Annotated in this window: 13 protein-coding genes and 1 pseudogene; 9 read left to right on the forward strand and 5 right to left on the reverse strand. The window is 57.7% G+C overall.

The genetic code is table 11. From position 1 onward, the window contains the following. Positions 1 to 35: 35 nt before the first annotated feature. Positions 36 to 713: pseudogene (locus tag GHO03_RS02190) on the reverse strand (DNA-processing protein DprA); the annotation flags it as partial. Between the two features lie 381 nt (positions 714 to 1,094). On the opposite strand from GHO03_RS02190, the gene def reads away from it, so the two are divergent. From def to GHO03_RS02215, 5 genes are all read left to right on the forward strand, one after another. Continuing rightward, the gene (def, locus tag GHO03_RS02195; protein ID WP_016782844.1) at positions 1,095 to 1,601 is read left to right on the forward strand and encodes a peptide deformylase; all 507 of its coding nucleotides are present in this window, start codon (positions 1,095 to 1,097) and stop codon (positions 1,599 to 1,601) included. 207 nt (positions 1,602 to 1,808) lie between these two features. Continuing rightward, positions 1,809 to 2,759: a methionyl-tRNA formyltransferase gene (gene fmt / locus GHO03_RS02200; protein WP_094999593.1), complete on the forward strand. Its 951-nt coding sequence runs from the start codon at positions 1,809 to 1,811 to the stop codon at positions 2,757 to 2,759. Further along, the gene (gene rsmB, locus GHO03_RS02205) at positions 2,756 to 4,066 is read left to right on the forward strand and encodes a 16S rRNA (cytosine(967)-C(5))-methyltransferase RsmB (RefSeq protein WP_095017920.1); all 1,311 of its coding nucleotides are present in this window, start codon (positions 2,756 to 2,758) and stop codon (positions 4,064 to 4,066) included. Before fmt ends, rsmB begins: the two co-directional genes overlap by 4 nt. 20 nt (positions 4,067 to 4,086) lie before the next feature. Then, complete coding sequence (gene trkA / locus GHO03_RS02210) at positions 4,087 to 5,463, forward strand: Trk system potassium transporter TrkA (protein ID WP_094999591.1); 1,377 nt, start codon at positions 4,087 to 4,089, stop codon at positions 5,461 to 5,463. A 10-nt stretch (positions 5,464 to 5,473) separates the two neighbouring features. Continuing rightward, entirely contained in the window at positions 5,474 to 5,785 is a 312-nt protein-coding gene (locus GHO03_RS02215; RefSeq protein WP_094999590.1) for a tetratricopeptide repeat protein, read from the forward strand. Positions 5,786 to 5,907: 122 nt separating this feature from the next. Here the strand turns inward: GHO03_RS02215 and GHO03_RS02220 are convergent, their stop codons facing one another. Both GHO03_RS02220 and GHO03_RS02225 read right to left on the reverse strand, forming a co-directional pair. Further along, positions 5,908 to 6,795: a lysophospholipid acyltransferase gene (locus tag GHO03_RS02220; protein ID WP_094999589.1), complete on the reverse strand. Its 888-nt coding sequence runs from the start codon at positions 6,793 to 6,795 to the stop codon at positions 5,908 to 5,910. A 183-nt stretch (positions 6,796 to 6,978) separates the two neighbouring features. Continuing rightward, positions 6,979 to 7,536, reverse strand: coding sequence for a DNA-3-methyladenine glycosylase I (locus GHO03_RS02225; protein ID WP_095020604.1), 558 nt, complete (start codon positions 7,534 to 7,536; stop codon positions 6,979 to 6,981). 81 nt (positions 7,537 to 7,617) lie between these two features. Here GHO03_RS02225 and glyQ point away from each other — a divergent pair, with 81 nt between their 5' ends. From glyQ to GHO03_RS02245, 4 genes are all read left to right on the forward strand, one after another. Further along, positions 7,618 to 8,571, forward strand: a complete 954-nt coding sequence (gene glyQ / locus GHO03_RS02230) for a glycine--tRNA ligase subunit alpha (RefSeq protein ID WP_003437964.1) — start codon at positions 7,618 to 7,620, stop codon at positions 8,569 to 8,571. Further along, positions 8,568 to 10,622: a glycine--tRNA ligase subunit beta gene (glyS, locus tag GHO03_RS02235; protein WP_094999587.1), complete on the forward strand. Its 2,055-nt coding sequence runs from the start codon at positions 8,568 to 8,570 to the stop codon at positions 10,620 to 10,622. The genes glyQ and glyS overlap by 4 nt, the downstream gene beginning before the upstream one ends. 4 nt (positions 10,623 to 10,626) lie before the next feature. After that, positions 10,627 to 11,166: a D-glycero-beta-D-manno-heptose 1,7-bisphosphate 7-phosphatase gene (gene gmhB, locus GHO03_RS02240; RefSeq protein WP_165446529.1), complete on the forward strand. Its 540-nt coding sequence runs from the start codon at positions 10,627 to 10,629 to the stop codon at positions 11,164 to 11,166. A gap of 77 nt (positions 11,167 to 11,243) precedes the next feature. Further along, the gene (locus tag GHO03_RS02245; RefSeq protein ID WP_094999585.1) at positions 11,244 to 12,014 is read left to right on the forward strand and encodes a 1-acyl-sn-glycerol-3-phosphate acyltransferase; all 771 of its coding nucleotides are present in this window, start codon (positions 11,244 to 11,246) and stop codon (positions 12,012 to 12,014) included. A 253-nt stretch (positions 12,015 to 12,267) separates the two neighbouring features. Here GHO03_RS02245 and GHO03_RS02250 read toward each other — a convergent pair whose 3' ends face one another. Continuing rightward, positions 12,268 to 13,485 carry a class I SAM-dependent methyltransferase gene (locus GHO03_RS02250; RefSeq protein ID WP_095017923.1) on the reverse strand — a complete coding sequence of 406 codons (1,218 nt, stop codon included), beginning with the start codon at positions 13,483 to 13,485 and terminating at the stop codon, positions 12,268 to 12,270. A 228-nt stretch (positions 13,486 to 13,713) separates the two neighbouring features. Next, positions 13,714 to 15,336, reverse strand: coding sequence for an MFS transporter (locus tag GHO03_RS02255; protein WP_094999584.1), 1,623 nt, complete (start codon positions 15,334 to 15,336; stop codon positions 13,714 to 13,716). Between the last annotated feature and the right edge of the window lie 47 nt (positions 15,337 to 15,383).

Consider the following 15,383-nt stretch of genomic DNA (forward strand, 5'->3'; position numbering starts at 1 on the left):
TTCCAAATTCTACTCGGAGAATCATACCACCGTATTATAATGCGGTTACGCCGCGGGAAGTTGGCGGCTTGGGGCCCGGCGTCCAGAGGAAACTCCGATACCACGGCGCTACCGTTGCAAATCATTGCGTCTGCCAATGCCCGATGGCGCTGTGGATAAAGTTTTTCCAGGCCCGTCCCCAAAACCCCCACTGTCTGCCCGCCAACGTCCAGAGCAGCCTGATGCGCTGCGCCATCAATCCCCAGCGCCAGCCCGCTGGTAATCACAAAACCGGCGCCAGCCAGGCTGCGGGAAAAGGCGGTCGCGGTGTCCAGCCCAGGCCTCGAAGCGCGTCGGCTACCGACCATCGCCAACTGCGGTTTTTCCAGAGTTGACGGCTCTCCCGCCACGAATAACAGCGGCGGGGCATCGCTCAATTCGCTTAACAGCGCCGGGTAATCGGCCTGATCATGCAGCAGCACATGGTGTCTGGAGCGCTCAAGCCAGCGCAATGCAGCGCTGGCACCCTCACGGACTTCAGGGCTGCGCCGCGCCTGGGCACACCCCTCGGGCAGCCCCAGGGCACGCCAGGCGCTGGCAGGTGCGCTGAGCGCCGAACTGGCCGAACCAAAGGCTCTGAACAGGCTGTAATAACGCCGTGGCCCAACGTCGGGCAAACGGTGCAAACGCAAGCGGGCCTCCAACTCTGCTGGGGATATTTCTGAGGGTGGCATAGGATCATCCTTGATCGGTTATTCCATCTGGCTGTAAGGAACAAGCTGTGGATAACTCTGTTGACAAGTTGTTTGGCTAACGATGAAAAGTACCGGGTTGAGCCCCTTGGCAGAACTTGAAACGCCAATGGGAAACCCAACATTAGTTGAACGTCGCCTGGAGGCCGGGCAGGTTGGTTTCAAATTGAGACATGCACAGGTGCAGCCCGGCAGCTAGTCGTTTCATCCGTGGGTGAATCCCTTTATTATGTGCTCTCGCGTGAAACGCCTGAGCCCGAGCGGGCTCTCTCTGAAGGAGACGTTTTGCACAGGTTGCTCGAGTCCCCAGGACCCACCTGACAACCGTTTTTGAATCTTTCACACAGTGCACCAAACAAACTTATGGCTATTTTGAACATCCTCGAATTCCCAGACTCGCGTCTGCGTACCATCGCCAAACCCGTGGCGGTTGTGGACGACGAAGTCCGTCAGTTGATCGATGACATGTTTGAAACCATGTACGAGGCGCCAGGTATCGGCCTGGCCGCGACCCAGGTCAACGTGCACAAACGCATCGTGGTCATGGATCTGAGCGAAGATCGCAGCGAACCGATGGTGTTTATCAACCCCGAGTTCGAGATCCTGTCCGACGAGATGGGCCAATACCAGGAAGGCTGCCTGTCGGTACCGGGTTACTACGAGAACGTTGATCGCCCGCAGCGCGTCAAGATCAAGGCGCTGGACCGTGACGGCAAACCTTTCGAAATGATCGCCGAAGGCCTGTTGGCGGTGTGCATTCAGCATGAGTGCGACCACCTCAACGGCAAGCTCTTCGTCGATTACCTGTCTACGCTCAAGCGCGACCGGATCAAGAAGAAACTGGAAAAACTGCACCGCCAGAACGCTTGATCGGCATAAAACGCACAACACTCCCGAACTGGCAGGGACCCGATGTGGGAGCGGGCTTGCTCGCGATCGGGCCAACACGGTTCTGCTGATACACCGGGTAGCCCTCATCGCGAGCAAGCCCGCTCCCACATGAAAATGAGCCAGCCGGTCCGTTCGCTGGCTCATTGCCGTCAGTTCCCGCGCCCCCCTATTCCAAGTGAGTATTCCATGACTGAGCCACTGCGCATCGTCTTTGCCGGCACCCCAGAATTCGCCGCCGAACACCTCAAGGCACTGCTAGACACGCCTTACGAGATCGTCGCGGTCTACACCCAGCCGGACCGTCCGGCAGGGCGCGGGCAAAAGCTGATGCCAAGCCCGGTCAAACAGCTGGCGCTGGAGCACAACATCACAGTGATGCAGCCACCCACCCTGCGTGCCCCTGAGGCCCAGGCCGAACTGGCTGCACTCAAGCCGGACCTGCTGGTGGTGGTGGCCTACGGCCTGATCCTGCCGCAAGTGGTGCTGGATATTCCGCGCCTGGGCTGCATCAACAGCCACGCCTCCTTGCTGCCACGCTGGCGCGGAGCAGCGCCGATCCAGCGCGCCATCGAAGCCGGCGACAGTGAAAGCGGAGTGACCGTAATGCGTATGGAGGCGGGTCTGGACACCGGCCCCATGCTGCTCAAGTCCGTGACCGCAATCACCGCCGATGACACCGGCGGCAGCCTGCACGACCGCCTGGCCGAACTGGGCCCACCGGCCGTGATCCAGGCCATTGCCGGTCTGGCGGCGGGGACGCTGCAAGGTGAAGTCCAGGATGACAGCCTGGCGACCTACGCCCACAAGTTGAACAAGGACGAAGCGCGCATCGACTGGAGCCGCCCGGCCGTTGAGCTGGAGCGCCTGATCCGCGCCTTCAACCCGTGGCCGATCTGCCACAGCACGCTCAATGGCGAAGCCCTCAAAGTACTGGCCGCAAACCTGGCTGACGCTCAAGGTGCACCGGGACAGATTCTCGCCGCCAGCAAGGACGGCCTGATCGTGGGTTGCGGTGAAGGCGCCTTGTGCCTCACACGCCTGCAATTGCCTGGTGGCAAAGCGCTGAACTTCAGTGATTTTTTCAACAGCCGCCGTGAGAAATTCGCCGTCGGTACAGTTTTGGGTGCCGCACAATGAATCCTCGTCTGGCCGCCGCCAAAGCCCTGACTGCCGTGCTCAACGGCAAGGCATCGCTCAACAGTTCGTTGCCGCTGCAACTGGACAAGGTTGAGGTACGTGACCGCGGTCTGACCCAGGATCTGGCCTTCGGCACCGCGCGCTGGCAGCCACGCCTGTCGGCGCTGGCCAACAAGCTGCTGCAAAAACCGTTCAAGGCCGCCGACGCTGACGTCGAGGCATTGCTGCTGGTCGGTTTGTATCAACTGCTCTACACCCGCATTCCGGCCCACGCCGCCATCGGCGAAACCGTAGGTTGCGCCGACAAACTGAAAAAGCCGTGGGCCAAAGCCCTGCTTAACGCCGTATTGCGCAATGCACAGCGAGAAAGCGAAGCCTTACTGGCTGAGCTGGAGCGTGACCCGGTGGTGCGTACTGCGCACCCACGCTGGCTGCAAAAATCCCTGAAGGCTTTTTGGCCTGAGCAATGGGAAGCCATCTGTGCAGCCAACAATGCGCACCCGCCGATGATCTTGCGGGTCAACCGTCGCCATCACAGTCGTGATGCGTATCTGCAGTTGCTGGTCGAGGCAGGGATCGAAGCTCAACCTTGCACCTTTAGCCAGGACGGCATCGTGCTGGCTGCGGCCTGCGATGTACGCAATCTGCCAGGCTTTGCCGAAGGCTGGATCAGTGTGCAGGACGAAGCCGCCCAGCTGGCTGCCGATTTGCTCGATCTGGCCCCGGGCCAGCGTGTACTCGACGCCTGCTGCGCCCCCGGCGGCAAGACCTGCCACATCCTGGAAGTCGAGCCCAAGCTCGCCGGCGTGGTAGCCGTGGACCTGGAAGCCAAGCGCCTGGTGCGCGTTCGCGAGAACCTTGAACGTCTGGGCCTGAGTGCCGAGTTGATTGCGGCTGACGGCCGCGATACCGCAACCTGGTGGGACGGCAAACCATTCCAGCGCATTTTGCTGGATGCGCCTTGCTCAGCAACGGGTGTTATCCGCCGTCATCCAGACATCAAGCTGACCCGCCAACCGGACGACATCGCCGCACTCGCCACCCTGCAAGGCGAACTGCTGGACGCGATGTGGCCAACCCTGGAAGTCGGTGGCATCTTGCTTTACGCCACCTGTTCGACGCTGCCGACCGAAAACACCGAGGTGATCGAAGCGTTTCTGGCCCGGACACCGGGTGCCCGCGAGCTGGATATCGCCGGTCAGTTCGGTATCAAACAACCCCACGGCCGCCAGTTGCTGGCGCAAGAAGGTGGGCATGACGGTTTCTATTACGCCAAACTGATCAAGATCGCTGCCGCACGCAGCTAACGGTTCCAGGAAATGACGGCATGAAAATCATCATCCTCGGCGCAGGCCAGGTCGGCGGTACGCTGGCAGAACATCTGGCCAGCGAAGCCAACGACATCACCGTGGTCGACACCGATGGCGAACGCCTGCGCGACCTGGGTGACCGCCTCGACATCCGCACCGTGCAGGGCCGCGCCTCGCTGCCCAATGTGCTGCGCCAGGCGGGTGCAGATGACGCCGACATGCTGGTGGCCGTGACCAACAGCGACGAGACCAATATGGTCGCGTGCCAGGTGGCCTACACGCTGTTTCACACCCCGACCAAAATCGCCCGTGTACGAGAAGCGGCTTATCTGACACGCGGCGAGGAGTTGTTTGATAACGACGCCATCCCGGTCGACGTGCTGATCAGCCCCGAGCAGGTGGTCACCAACTACATCAAGCGCCTGATCGAACACCCCGGTGCTTTGCAGGTGATCGACTTTGCCGAGGGCAAGGCGCAGTTGGTCGCGGTCAAGGCGTATTACGGTGGCCCGCTGATTGGCCAGCAATTGCGCCAGCTACGCGAGCACATGCCGAATGTGGATACACGAGTCGCGGCGATTTTCCGACGCGATCGGCCAATTACACCCCGTGGCGATACCATCATCGAGGCTGACGACGAAGTATTTTTCATCGCCGCCAGAGCCAATATTCGCGCAGTAATGAGCGAAATGCGCCGCCTTGACGAAAGCTACAAGCGTATTGTCATTGCTGGCGGCGGACAGATCGGCGAGCGCCTGGCCGAGGCCATTGAAAGCCGTTACCAGGTCAAAATCATAGAGATGAATCCTGCACGTTGCCGCTATTTGTCCGACACGCTCGACAGTACAGTTGTGCTGCAAGGTAGCGCCTCGGACCGCGACTTGATGCTCGAAGAGAACATCGCCGATGCCGACGTGTTCCTGGCCCTGACCAACGATGACGAGGCCAATATCATGTCCTCGCTGCTGGCCAAGCGCCTGGGCGCGAAGAAGGTGATGACCATCATCAACAACCCGGCCTATGTGGACCTGATCCAGGGTGGCGAAATCGATATCGCCATCAGTCCGCAGCTGGCCACCATCGGCACCTTGCTGGCCCACGTACGCCGTGGCGATATCGTCAGTGTGCACTCACTGCGCCGCGGTGCGGCGGAGGCCATCGAAGCCATCGCCCACGGTGACTCCAAGTCGAGCAAGGTGATTGGCCGCAGCATCGGTGAAATCAACTTGCCACCGGGGACCACGATTGGCGCGATCATTCGCGACGAAGAAGTGCTGATCGCCCACGACTCTACCGTCATCAATGCCGGCGACCATGTCATCCTGTTCCTTGTGGATAAAAAGCATATTCGCGACGTAGAGAAGCTGTTTCATGTGGGCTTGAGTTTTTTCTAAGGAGTCAGGGATGCTGGAATCACTGGAAAAGATGCTCGCCAAGGGTGTGGATAACTCATTGCTGCGCTTTGGCCTGGGCAAGGGCTATCTGGACCTTGGGGATAACTTGAAAGCGGCGGAGCATCTGCAGCGTTGCGTCGGCTTTGACCCCAAGTATTCGGCGGCCTGGAAGCTGCTGGGCAAGGCGCAGCTGGCGGCGGGGGATCGTGCGGCAGCGCGGGCGGCATGGGAGCAGGGGATTGCAGCGGCTCAGGCCCATGGCGACAAGCAGGCCGAGAAAGAAATGACGGTGTTTTTGAAGAAGCTGGATAAGTCGCAGTAATTCATCCAGCTTCATATTGGGAACTTGATGTGGGAGCGAGCCTGCTCGCGAAGATCGTTAGATAATCGCGGCGCTTGTGAAACCTTCGCGAGCAGGCTCGCTCCCACGGGATGCATGTCTGGTCAGTACCAGCGCGCCTCACCCGGCGGACGCTTCTTGAAGCGCTTCATGCTCCACATGTACTGGCTCGGGTACGCCCGCACATACTTCTCGACCACCTTGCTCATGGCCGCGCACGAGGTCGCCGTATCGGTGCTGTACATCTCTTCGGGCGCCGCTTCCAGAATCACTTTGAAACCCGAACCGTCGGGCAAGCGCAATGCGTGGAGGAACACGCCCACCGCTTTGCCGCCCGCCAGCATATTGGGCACAAACTTGCTGGTCAGGGCCATCGTGCCGAGGAACGGCACAAAAATACCGGCTGACTCAGCGGGCTCCGGATCTGCCGGAATGCCCACCTGACCACCTTTGCGCACCTCCTTGATCACGCTCAGGATGCCTTCTTTGGTCGATGCCGCCACGCGGTTGCCCAGCTGAACGCGTTGCTTTTGCAGCAATTCATCCACAGCCTTGAGCTTGGGCGGGCGGTAAAAAATGATCGGCTTGCACTGGCTGCAATAGAAGTGGTTGAGCACTTCCCAGTTGCCCAGATGGCTGGTGATGCCTACCACGCCCTTGCCTGAGGCCAGGGCGTCCTTGAGCACGTCCAGACCTTCGACTTCACGCACCAGGTCAATCGAACGCTGGGCCGGCCAGATCCAGGCGCACGCGCTCTCGGTCAGGCTTTTACCGATGTCCTTGAGGCTCTGGCCCACGAGTTGCTCACGGGCGACCGGGTCCATTTCGGGGAAGCATTTGGCCAGGTTGATCCGCACCACATCGCGCGAACGATTAGGCAGTTTCCACATCAACCAGCCAATGGCCGAGCCCACGCGTTGCACCGCGCTCCACGGGAGCATGGCAAACAATCGCAAAGCCCCGACCAGCAAGGCGCCTTTAAACTTTTCCACAGAATAATCTCTCGAAAGCACTCGTAGCAGCTGCCGAAGGCTGCGTCCGATTGCGAAGCAATCGTAAATGCTGAGTGCTTGATTTTACTGACACATCGCAGGGCCTGACTTCACGACGGCTGCGCCGCCGGACGCAGCCTTCGGCAGCTGCTACGGGTTATGCGTGTGGCGAAAAAAGACATTCTAACCGCCGTTGGCCAGTTCCGCGTAACGGTCGCAATACGTGGCATGGTCCATAACCATGCCGCTGGCCTGCATAAAGGCGTAGCAAATGGTCGGGCCGACGAACGTAAAACCGGCTTTTTTCAGGCCTTTGCTCATGGCTTCGGCCTCTGGCGTCACCGCAGGGAATTCATGGCGTTCAGTAAAGTGGTTGATCTTCGGTTTACCACCCACAAACGACCATAAAAACTCCACCGGGTTGTCCAGAGCCAGCCAGGCCCGGGCATTGCGTCGTGCTCCGGCCACCTTGAGACGGTTGCGGATAATCCCCGGATCCTGCAACAAAACCTCGATTTCAGTGTCCGTCATAACTGCCAAACGCTGCACATCAAAGCCAAACATGACCTTGCGATAGTGCTCGCGCTTCTTCAAAACCGTGATCCATGACAAACCTGCCTGGAACCCTTCGAGCAATAACAACTCGAACAGCCCATGCGCATCGCGCAACGGCACGCCCCACTCTTGATCGTGATAAGCGGCATACAGCGGATCTTCTGAACACCAGAAGCAACGTGGCATATAGGCTCCAGGGGGTGGAGGGGCGACCGAATCGGGTATACTCCCGCTCTTTAAATCGCAGCCCAAGAAACAGGTGAATTTGTGAGCCAGCCTACGCCAGCAGTGCGTACCTTCCAAGACTTGATCCTCGCCCTCCAGCAATACTGGGCCGAGCAAGGTTGTGTGGTGCTTCAGCCCTACGATATGGAAGTGGGCGCCGGCACATTCCATACCGCCACGTTTTTGCGCTCTCTGGGCCCGGAAACCTGGAACGCCGCTTATGTGCAGCCCAGTCGTCGTCCGACTGACGGCCGCTACGGCGAAAACCCGAACCGTTTGCAGCACTACTACCAGTTCCAGGTGGTTTTGAAGCCAAACCCGCCAAACTTCCAGGAGCTGTACCTGGGTTCGCTGAAACATATCGGCCTGGACCCACTGGTCCACGATATCCGTTTCGTAGAAGACAACTGGGAATCGCCAACACTGGGCGCCTGGGGTCTGGGCTGGGAAATCTGGCTCAACGGTATGGAAGTCACCCAGTTCACCTACTTCCAGCAAGTAGGCGGCATTGAGTGCTACCCGGTTACCGGCGAAATCACCTACGGCCTTGAGCGTTTGGCTATGTACCTGCAGGGCGTGGATTCTGTCTACGACCTGGTATGGACTGACGGCCCGTTCGGCAAAGTGACCTACGGCGACGTGTTCCATCAGAACGAAGTCGAGCAGTCGACTTACAACTTCGAACACGCCAACGTCGACAAACTGTTCGAACTGTTCGATTTCTATGAAAGCGAAGCCAAGCGCCTGATCGAACTCGACCAGCCGCTGCCGTTGCCAAGCTACGAAATGGTGCTCAAGGCATCCCACACGTTCAACCTGCTGGATGCCCGCCGCGCCATTTCCGTGACCGCGCGTCAGCAATACATCCTGCGTGTGCGTACCCTGGCGCGTTCGGTGGCTCAGGCCTACCTTGAAGCTCGCGCCAAGCTGGGCTTCCCGATGGCTCCGCCGGATTTACGTGATGAAGTGTTGGCTAAGTTGGAGGCAGCACAATGAGTGCTCAAGATTTTCTGGTTGAACTGGGCACTGAAGAACTGCCACCAAAAGCCCTCAATACCCTGGCTGATGCATTTCTCGCCGGGATTGAAAAAGGCCTGCAAACAGCCGGTCTGAAATTCAGCGCGAAAAAAGTCTACGCCGCACCGCGCCGCCTGGCCGTTCTGCTGACCCAGCTGGAAACCCAGCAGCCTGACCGCAGCATCAATATCGACGGCCCGCCACGTCAAGCTGCTTTCGATGCCGAAGGCAACCCGACCCAGGCAGCCCTTGGCTTTGCCAAAAAATGCGGTGTTGAGCTGAGCGAAATCGACCAGAGCGGCCCGAAACTGCGTTTCAGCCAGGTGATCGTCGGCAAGCCGACCGCCAGCCTGCTGCCGACCATCGTTGAAGACTCGCTCAATGACCTGCCGATCCCCAAGCGTATGCGCTGGGGCGCGCGCAAGGTCGAGTTCGTACGTCCAACCCAGTGGCTGGTCATGCTGCTGGGCGACGAGGTCATCGATTGCACGATCCTTGCGCAAAAAGCCGGTCGTGAGTCCCGTGGCCACCGCTTCCATCACCCGGAAAACGTGCGCATCAGCGCCCCGGCCAACTACGCCGAAGACCTGCGCAAAGCCTACGTGCTGGCCGATTTCTTTGAGCGTCGCGAGCTGATTTCCAAGCGTGTGGCCGAGCTGGCGACGATGCAGGAAGGCAGCGCTATCGTGCCGCCGGCCCTGCTCGACGAAGTGACCGCGCTGGTTGAATGGCCGGTGCCGCTGGTGTGCTCGTTTGAAGAGCGCTTCCTGGACGTCCCGCAAGAAGCCCTGATCACCACCATGCAGGACAACCAGAAGTACTTCTGCCTGCTGGACGTCGATGGCAAATTGCTCCCGCGCTTTATTACCGTGGCCAACATCGAGAGCAAAGACCCGCAGCAGATCATCTCGGGTAACGAGAAAGTGGTTCGCCCGCGCCTGACCGATGCCGAGTTCTTCTTCAAGCAAGACAAGAAGCAAAAACTCGAGAGCTTCAACCTGCGTCTGCAAAACGTGGTATTCCAGGCCCAACTGGGCAGTGTTTACGACAAGGCTGAGCGTGTTTCGAAACTGGCGGCATTCATTGCCCCGCGCATTGGCGGTGACGCACCGCGTGCCGCCCGTGCCGGTTTGCTGTCCAAGTGCGACCTGGCCACGGAAATGGTCGGCGAGTTCCCGGAGATGCAAGGCATTGCCGGTTACTACTACGCGCTGAATGACGGCGAGCCTGAAGACGTCGCCCTGGCGTTGAACGAGCAGTACATGCCGCGTGGCGCGGGCGCGGAGTTGCCGAGCACCCTGACCGGTGCTGCAGTGGCCATCGCCGACAAGCTCGACACCCTGGTGGGTATTTTCGGCATTGGCATGTTGCCTACAGGCAGCAAAGACCCGTACGCACTGCGTCGTGCAGCGCTGGGTATCCTGCGCATCCTGATCGACAAGAAACTCGACCTCGACCTGACTGAAGCAGTGAAATTCGCTGTCAGCGCTTTCGGGGCCAAGATCAAGTCGGCCGGTCTGGCAGATCAGGTTCTGGAATTCATCTTCGACCGCCTGCGTGCGCGTTACGAAGACGAAGGCGTGGACGTGGCCACTTACCTGTCGGTACGTGCCCTCAACCCAACGTCGGCGCTGGACTTCGATCAGCGCGTGCAAGCCGTACAAGCGTTCCGCCAGTTGCCGGAAGCCGCTGCACTGGCCGCCGTGAACAAACGCGTTTCGAACCTGCTGAGCAAGGTTGAAGGCACGGTTTCGACCCACGTTGAAGCCCGCTATTTCGACAATGCTTGTGAGTTCTCGCTGTTCTCGGCCATCCAGAAGGCCGACGAGGCCGTACAGCCAATGGCTGCTGCCCGTCAGTACAACGAAGCCCTGACCCGTCTGGCCTCGTTGCGCGAGCCGGTGGATGCGTTCTTCGAAGCGGTGATGATCAACGCAGAAGACCCGAGCGTGCGGGCTAACCGCTACGCCTTGCTGGCCCGTCTGCGTGGCCTGTTCCTGGGTGTTGCCGATATTTCACTGCTGGGCTGAGGGGTTGCCGTTGAAACTGCTGATTCTCGATCGGGACGGAGTAATCAATTACGACTCCGACGCTTACATCAAGTCAGTCGAGGAGTGGCAACCACTGCCCGGCGCGATCGAGGCCATTGCGCAGTTGAGCAAGGCCGGCTGGACAGTCGCCATCGCGACCAACCAGTCCGGCATTGCCCGCGGCTACTATGATGTTGCCACGCTGGACGCCATGCACGCCCGCTTGCGGGCGCTGGTGGCAGAGCAGGGTGGCGAGGTCGGATTGATTGTCTATTGCCCACACGGACCTGACGCGGGTTGCGCTTGCCGTAAGCCCAAACCTGGCATGTTGCAAACGATTGCCAACCATTACGGCGTTGATTTGGCCCAATGTTGGTTCGTCGGTGACAGTTTGGGTGACTTGCAGGCTGCGCAAGCCGTCGATTCTCAGCCAGTTTTGGTAAAAACCGGAAAGGGCCTACAGACATTGGCCAAAGAGTTACCGGTTAATACTCTAGTATTTGACGATCTGGCGGCAGTCGCCGCAGAACTTATCCACAAATAAAGCATGTTCGAACACTGGCCTGCACGTTATGCGCTGGCCTGTTCCCTTATGCTTTATCCGCAACGGTAAAAGCCGCTATGTCGATACTGCAGGCCATCAGAACCTTCTTCTTTTACCTGCTGCTGGGCACCAGCTCTCTGCTGTGGTGCTCGCTGAGCTTTTTTGTCGCTCCGTTTTTGCCATTCCGTGCGCGCTATCGGTTTATCAATGTTTACTGGTGCCGCTGCGCGCTGTGGCTGACACGGGTGTTCTTGAAAATTGACGTTCGGGTTACGGGCGCAGAAAACATCCCGCAACGACCGTGCGTGATTCTGGCCAACCACCAAAGTACCTGGGAGACGTTTTTTCTCTCGGCCTACTTTCAGCCGTTGAGCCAGGTACTCAAACGCGAATTGCTGTATGTGCCGTTTTTTGGCTGGGCGATGGCGATGCTGCGCCCGATTGCCATCGACCGTGACAACCCCAAGGCTGCGCTCAAGCACATTGCAAAAAAGGGTGATGAGCTGCTCAAGGACAACATTTGGGTGCTGATCTTCCCGGAAGGCACCCGCGTGCCGTTTGGCCAGGTGGGAAAATTTTCCCGGGGAGGCACGGCCCTGGCGGTCAACGCCGAACTACCGGTACTACCGATTGCCCACAACGCGGGCAAGTTCTGGCCCAAGACGGGCTGGGCGAAAAAGGCTGGCACCATCGAGCTGGTCATCGGTGAACCGATGTACGCCAACGGCAGCGGTCCACGGGCCATTGCCGAGCTGAACGACCGGGTACAGGCCTGGAACGAGCAGGCTCAGCGCGACATGGGTTCGTTGCCTCCTATAGCTAAACCTTCTGAAACGATTGTGAACTAAGCAAATTGTGGATAACTTGTGCACAAGTTTTCTTTTTTTGTGAAAAAACAGACGTAAGCCTATGATTTTCATGCTTATTTCAGACTGTAAGTTTTCACCTAAATACGTGCATAAGTTTTTCTAAGCGCAAAAAAACCGGCTTATATCAGCCGGTTTTTTGTGCCTGTCGATTCATTGCTTCTACCGCGCGGCCATCCTGCACCTTGGTAAATTCAAGATATCTGGATTCATCGCAACCTAACCAACATTGCTGTCAGGAAAAGCTATTGCTGCGTGTCAGATGCGGGATGAACGTGGTCTGGTACTTCAACTGATCGGCCTTGAGGGTTGACGCCGGATACACCAGATTTTCCAGCTGTCTGGTTTTTTCGATCATCTTTTGATCACCTTTGACGAAGTTTATCGAATACGCATTGTCTGGGCCCGGACTCGTAGGGGTGACCGTCACCGGGGTAAATCCAGCATTGGTGGCCATGGCGATCAGTCTTTCTTGGGACATATAATTGGCAGGTGTTTCAGCTTCCATATATTGATTGTAGGTTCGCTCCAGTTGTGCGGGCGATATATCCGGGTTTTCATGGAGCTTCTTATACAACTCAATGACCACATGCATCAGGTCGATATCATCTCCGCTCAGGCGACTGGAGTGCTCGGTGATGCTCAGTACGCCCCCCTCCTTGAGCAGATCGGCGGCTTGTTTGATACTGTATTGTTGCACCCCGTCGGAGGGGAAGTGATGCAGTGAATGCTGATACATGACGCAATCAAACTTTCCACCTTCCACTAATGGGTTTGCACAATCGCTCCCTGCCACTTTGCCGCTGCTCATGCTAGTGCCGTCATAAATGATCTTTTTAACGGATGCACAATTCTTGCGACTCTCGAGTTGCACCGTTTTGCTGTTTTCGTCCCATCCTGTTTCAGTATCGACTTCCAGGACATAGGGCTCGACATATATGCCGCTGGCCTCGGCCAGACTGGCGGATACATAGGACGTCAGCTTGCCGTCATTTCCGCCGATATCCAAAACCTTGAGCTTGTTCGAACCGCGGCCCAAATCTGGATTCACCTCCATGATCATAGTGGCGATGTCATTACCCTTTCTGCTGAGGTGAGCAGTGACATCAGTCGCAACGGATTGTTTATTGATCGTTGTCGCGTTTCTATACCAATCGCACAGTTTTTCTATAAAAACGGCGTTGGGAAGCTTTCGTGAAACGTCCTTGGCGAGGCCCACCATATCGGCAATCAAGCGTTCCTTGTACTCATTGCTGATTGAAAAAGAATCCGAGTCGCAGTGATAGGTCAGTACTTTGGAAAGATCAGCATGTCGGCCAATATTCTCGCCGTGCAACTTTAAATAGTCATGGATAAAGTAATTACTCTTTGAGTCCAGTCGATGTTGGACAGGTTCGAAGCTTTCCAATGGACCGTCGAATGCCCTAGGAGAGAGTGAGATAAGTTGCAACATACAGAGTTCCTTATTCGCTGATGATCGTTCTAGGCTATAAGTAGGATTATCAGCAAAGCGGGTTCCAGAGACTTTGTATGAGCCCTTGTCCAAAGCTTTGGACGACCCGACCACAACAACAGAGGGGCAGGTTATTGAATGGGGCTTTATTGCCACGGTCAAGTTCGGGAATGTGGAAGGCGGTGGGGCTCTTCGCTCCACCGCTCGCTCAAAGGGAAGGCGGGTTACTTAGACCTTGTCGATATTCACATTCCTCGTTTCCTTGAGGCACAGCATGCCCACCACCAGGCTGACCCCGGTGATCACCACCGGGTACCACAGGCCATAGAAGATATCCCCGGTGTAGACCACCAGTGCAAACGACACGGTGGGCAGAAAACCACCGAACCAGCCGTTGCCGATATGGTAGGGCAGGGACATTGAGGTGTAGCGGATGCGAGTCGGGAACAGCTCTACCATCACGGCTGCCAGTGGGCCGTAGGTCATGGTGGCAATGAGTGTCAGTAGTACCATCACCAGTACAACCATTGGCTGGTTGACCGCGCCTGGATCAGCCTTGGCCGGGTAACCCGCTTCGGTTATCGCTGCGCGCATGGCCGCTTCGTCAAAACCGCTGATTTTCTGTTCACCTACCGACACTTGAACTTCAGCGCCCGGTGCAGCCGACTGTGAGGTATACGGCAAGCCCTGCTTCACCAGGAAGGTTTTAACCTTGTCGCACGGGCTGTCAAAACGTGCCTTGCCTACCGGGTCAAACTGGAAGGTGCAGGTGCCCGGGTCGGCCATGACCACAATCGGTGATTGACGGCTGGCGGTATCAATCTGCGGGTTGGCGTAATGGCTCAATGCTTTGAACAGCGGAAAGTACAGGACTGTGGCCAATAACAGGCCAAGCATCAGGATCGGCTTGCGCCCCACACGGTCAGACAGCCAGCCGAAGAATATAAAGAACGGTGCCCCGATCACTACGCTGATAATCAGTAAGAGATTGGCCTGGGCCGGGTCCATCTTGAGCATCTGTGTCAGGAAAAACAGCACATAGAACTGCGCGGTATAGAAGGTTACCGCCTGGCCAGCGTTGATACCGAACAGGGCAATCAGCACGATCTTGAGGTTTTCCCATTTACCGAACGATTCGCGGATCGGCGACTTGCTGGTTTTACCTTCGGCTTTCATTTTCACGAACGCTGGCGACTCGTGCATGCTCATGCGAATCCAGGTCGAGATGCCCAGCAGCACGATGGACAGCAGAAACGGCAGGCGCCAGCCCCAGACTTCAAACTGGTCACCGGTCAGGTACCGGCAACTCAGCACCACCAGCAGCGACAACAACAAACCCAAGGTGGCAGTCGATTGAATCCAGCTGGTGTTGAAGCCACGCTTGCCCGGTGCGGCGTGTTCAGCCACGTAAGTGGCTGCACCGCCGTATTCACCGCCCAGCGCCAGCCCCTGGAGCATGCGCAATACCACGAGCATGATCGGGGCAGCGATACCGATGCTGGCGTAGGTCGGCAACAGGCCGACAGCGAAGGTCGATAAACCCATCAAGATGATGGTCATGAGGAAGGTGTATTTACGCCCGATCATGTCACCCAATCGACCGAACACCAGTGCCCCGAAGGGTCTCACCAAAAAGCCTGCGGCGAAGGCCATCAAGGCAAAAATAAACGCCGTGGTGTCGTTGACCCCAGCAAAGAACTGCTTGCTGAGCACGGTGGCCAAAGCGCCATACAAGAAAAAGTCATACCACTCGAAAACGGTCCCGAGGGATGACGCAAAAATGATCTTGCGCTCTTCGCGCCCGGTCGTTCCTTTGACGGTAGCCGCCTGTTGTGCAAGTGCGTCTGACATGTGCAAAGTCCTCGGCCCTATGGGCCACAGTGATTATTGTTGTTGTC

The organism is Pseudomonas sp. FSL R10-1339 (assembly GCF_009600545.1).
In the GTDB taxonomy this organism is placed as follows: Bacteria; Pseudomonadota; Gammaproteobacteria; order Pseudomonadales; family Pseudomonadaceae; genus Aquipseudomonas; species Aquipseudomonas bubulae.

Coding starts and splice junctions, on each gene's coding strand:
- rsmB (WP_095017920.1), top strand. CDS start 2,756: ATGAATCCTCGTCTGGCCGCCGCCAAAGCCCTGACTGCCGTGCTCAAC.
- glyS (WP_094999587.1), top strand. CDS start 8,568: ATGAGTGCTCAAGATTTTCTGGTTGAACTGGGCACTGAAGAACTGCCA.
- def (WP_016782844.1), top strand. CDS start 1,095: ATGGCTATTTTGAACATCCTCGAATTCCCAGACTCGCGTCTGCGTACC.
- GHO03_RS02225 (WP_095020604.1), bottom strand. CDS start 7,536: ATGCCACGTTGCTTCTGGTGTTCAGAAGATCCGCTGTATGCCGCTTAT.
- GHO03_RS02245 (WP_094999585.1), top strand. CDS start 11,244: ATGTCGATACTGCAGGCCATCAGAACCTTCTTCTTTTACCTGCTGCTG.
- GHO03_RS02255 (WP_094999584.1), bottom strand. CDS start 15,336: ATGTCAGACGCACTTGCACAACAGGCGGCTACCGTCAAAGGAACGACC.
- trkA (WP_094999591.1), top strand. CDS start 4,087: ATGAAAATCATCATCCTCGGCGCAGGCCAGGTCGGCGGTACGCTGGCA.
- fmt (WP_094999593.1), top strand. CDS start 1,809: ATGACTGAGCCACTGCGCATCGTCTTTGCCGGCACCCCAGAATTCGCC.
- GHO03_RS02215 (WP_094999590.1), top strand. CDS start 5,474: ATGCTGGAATCACTGGAAAAGATGCTCGCCAAGGGTGTGGATAACTCA.
- GHO03_RS02250 (WP_095017923.1), bottom strand. CDS start 13,485: ATGTTGCAACTTATCTCACTCTCTCCTAGGGCATTCGACGGTCCATTG.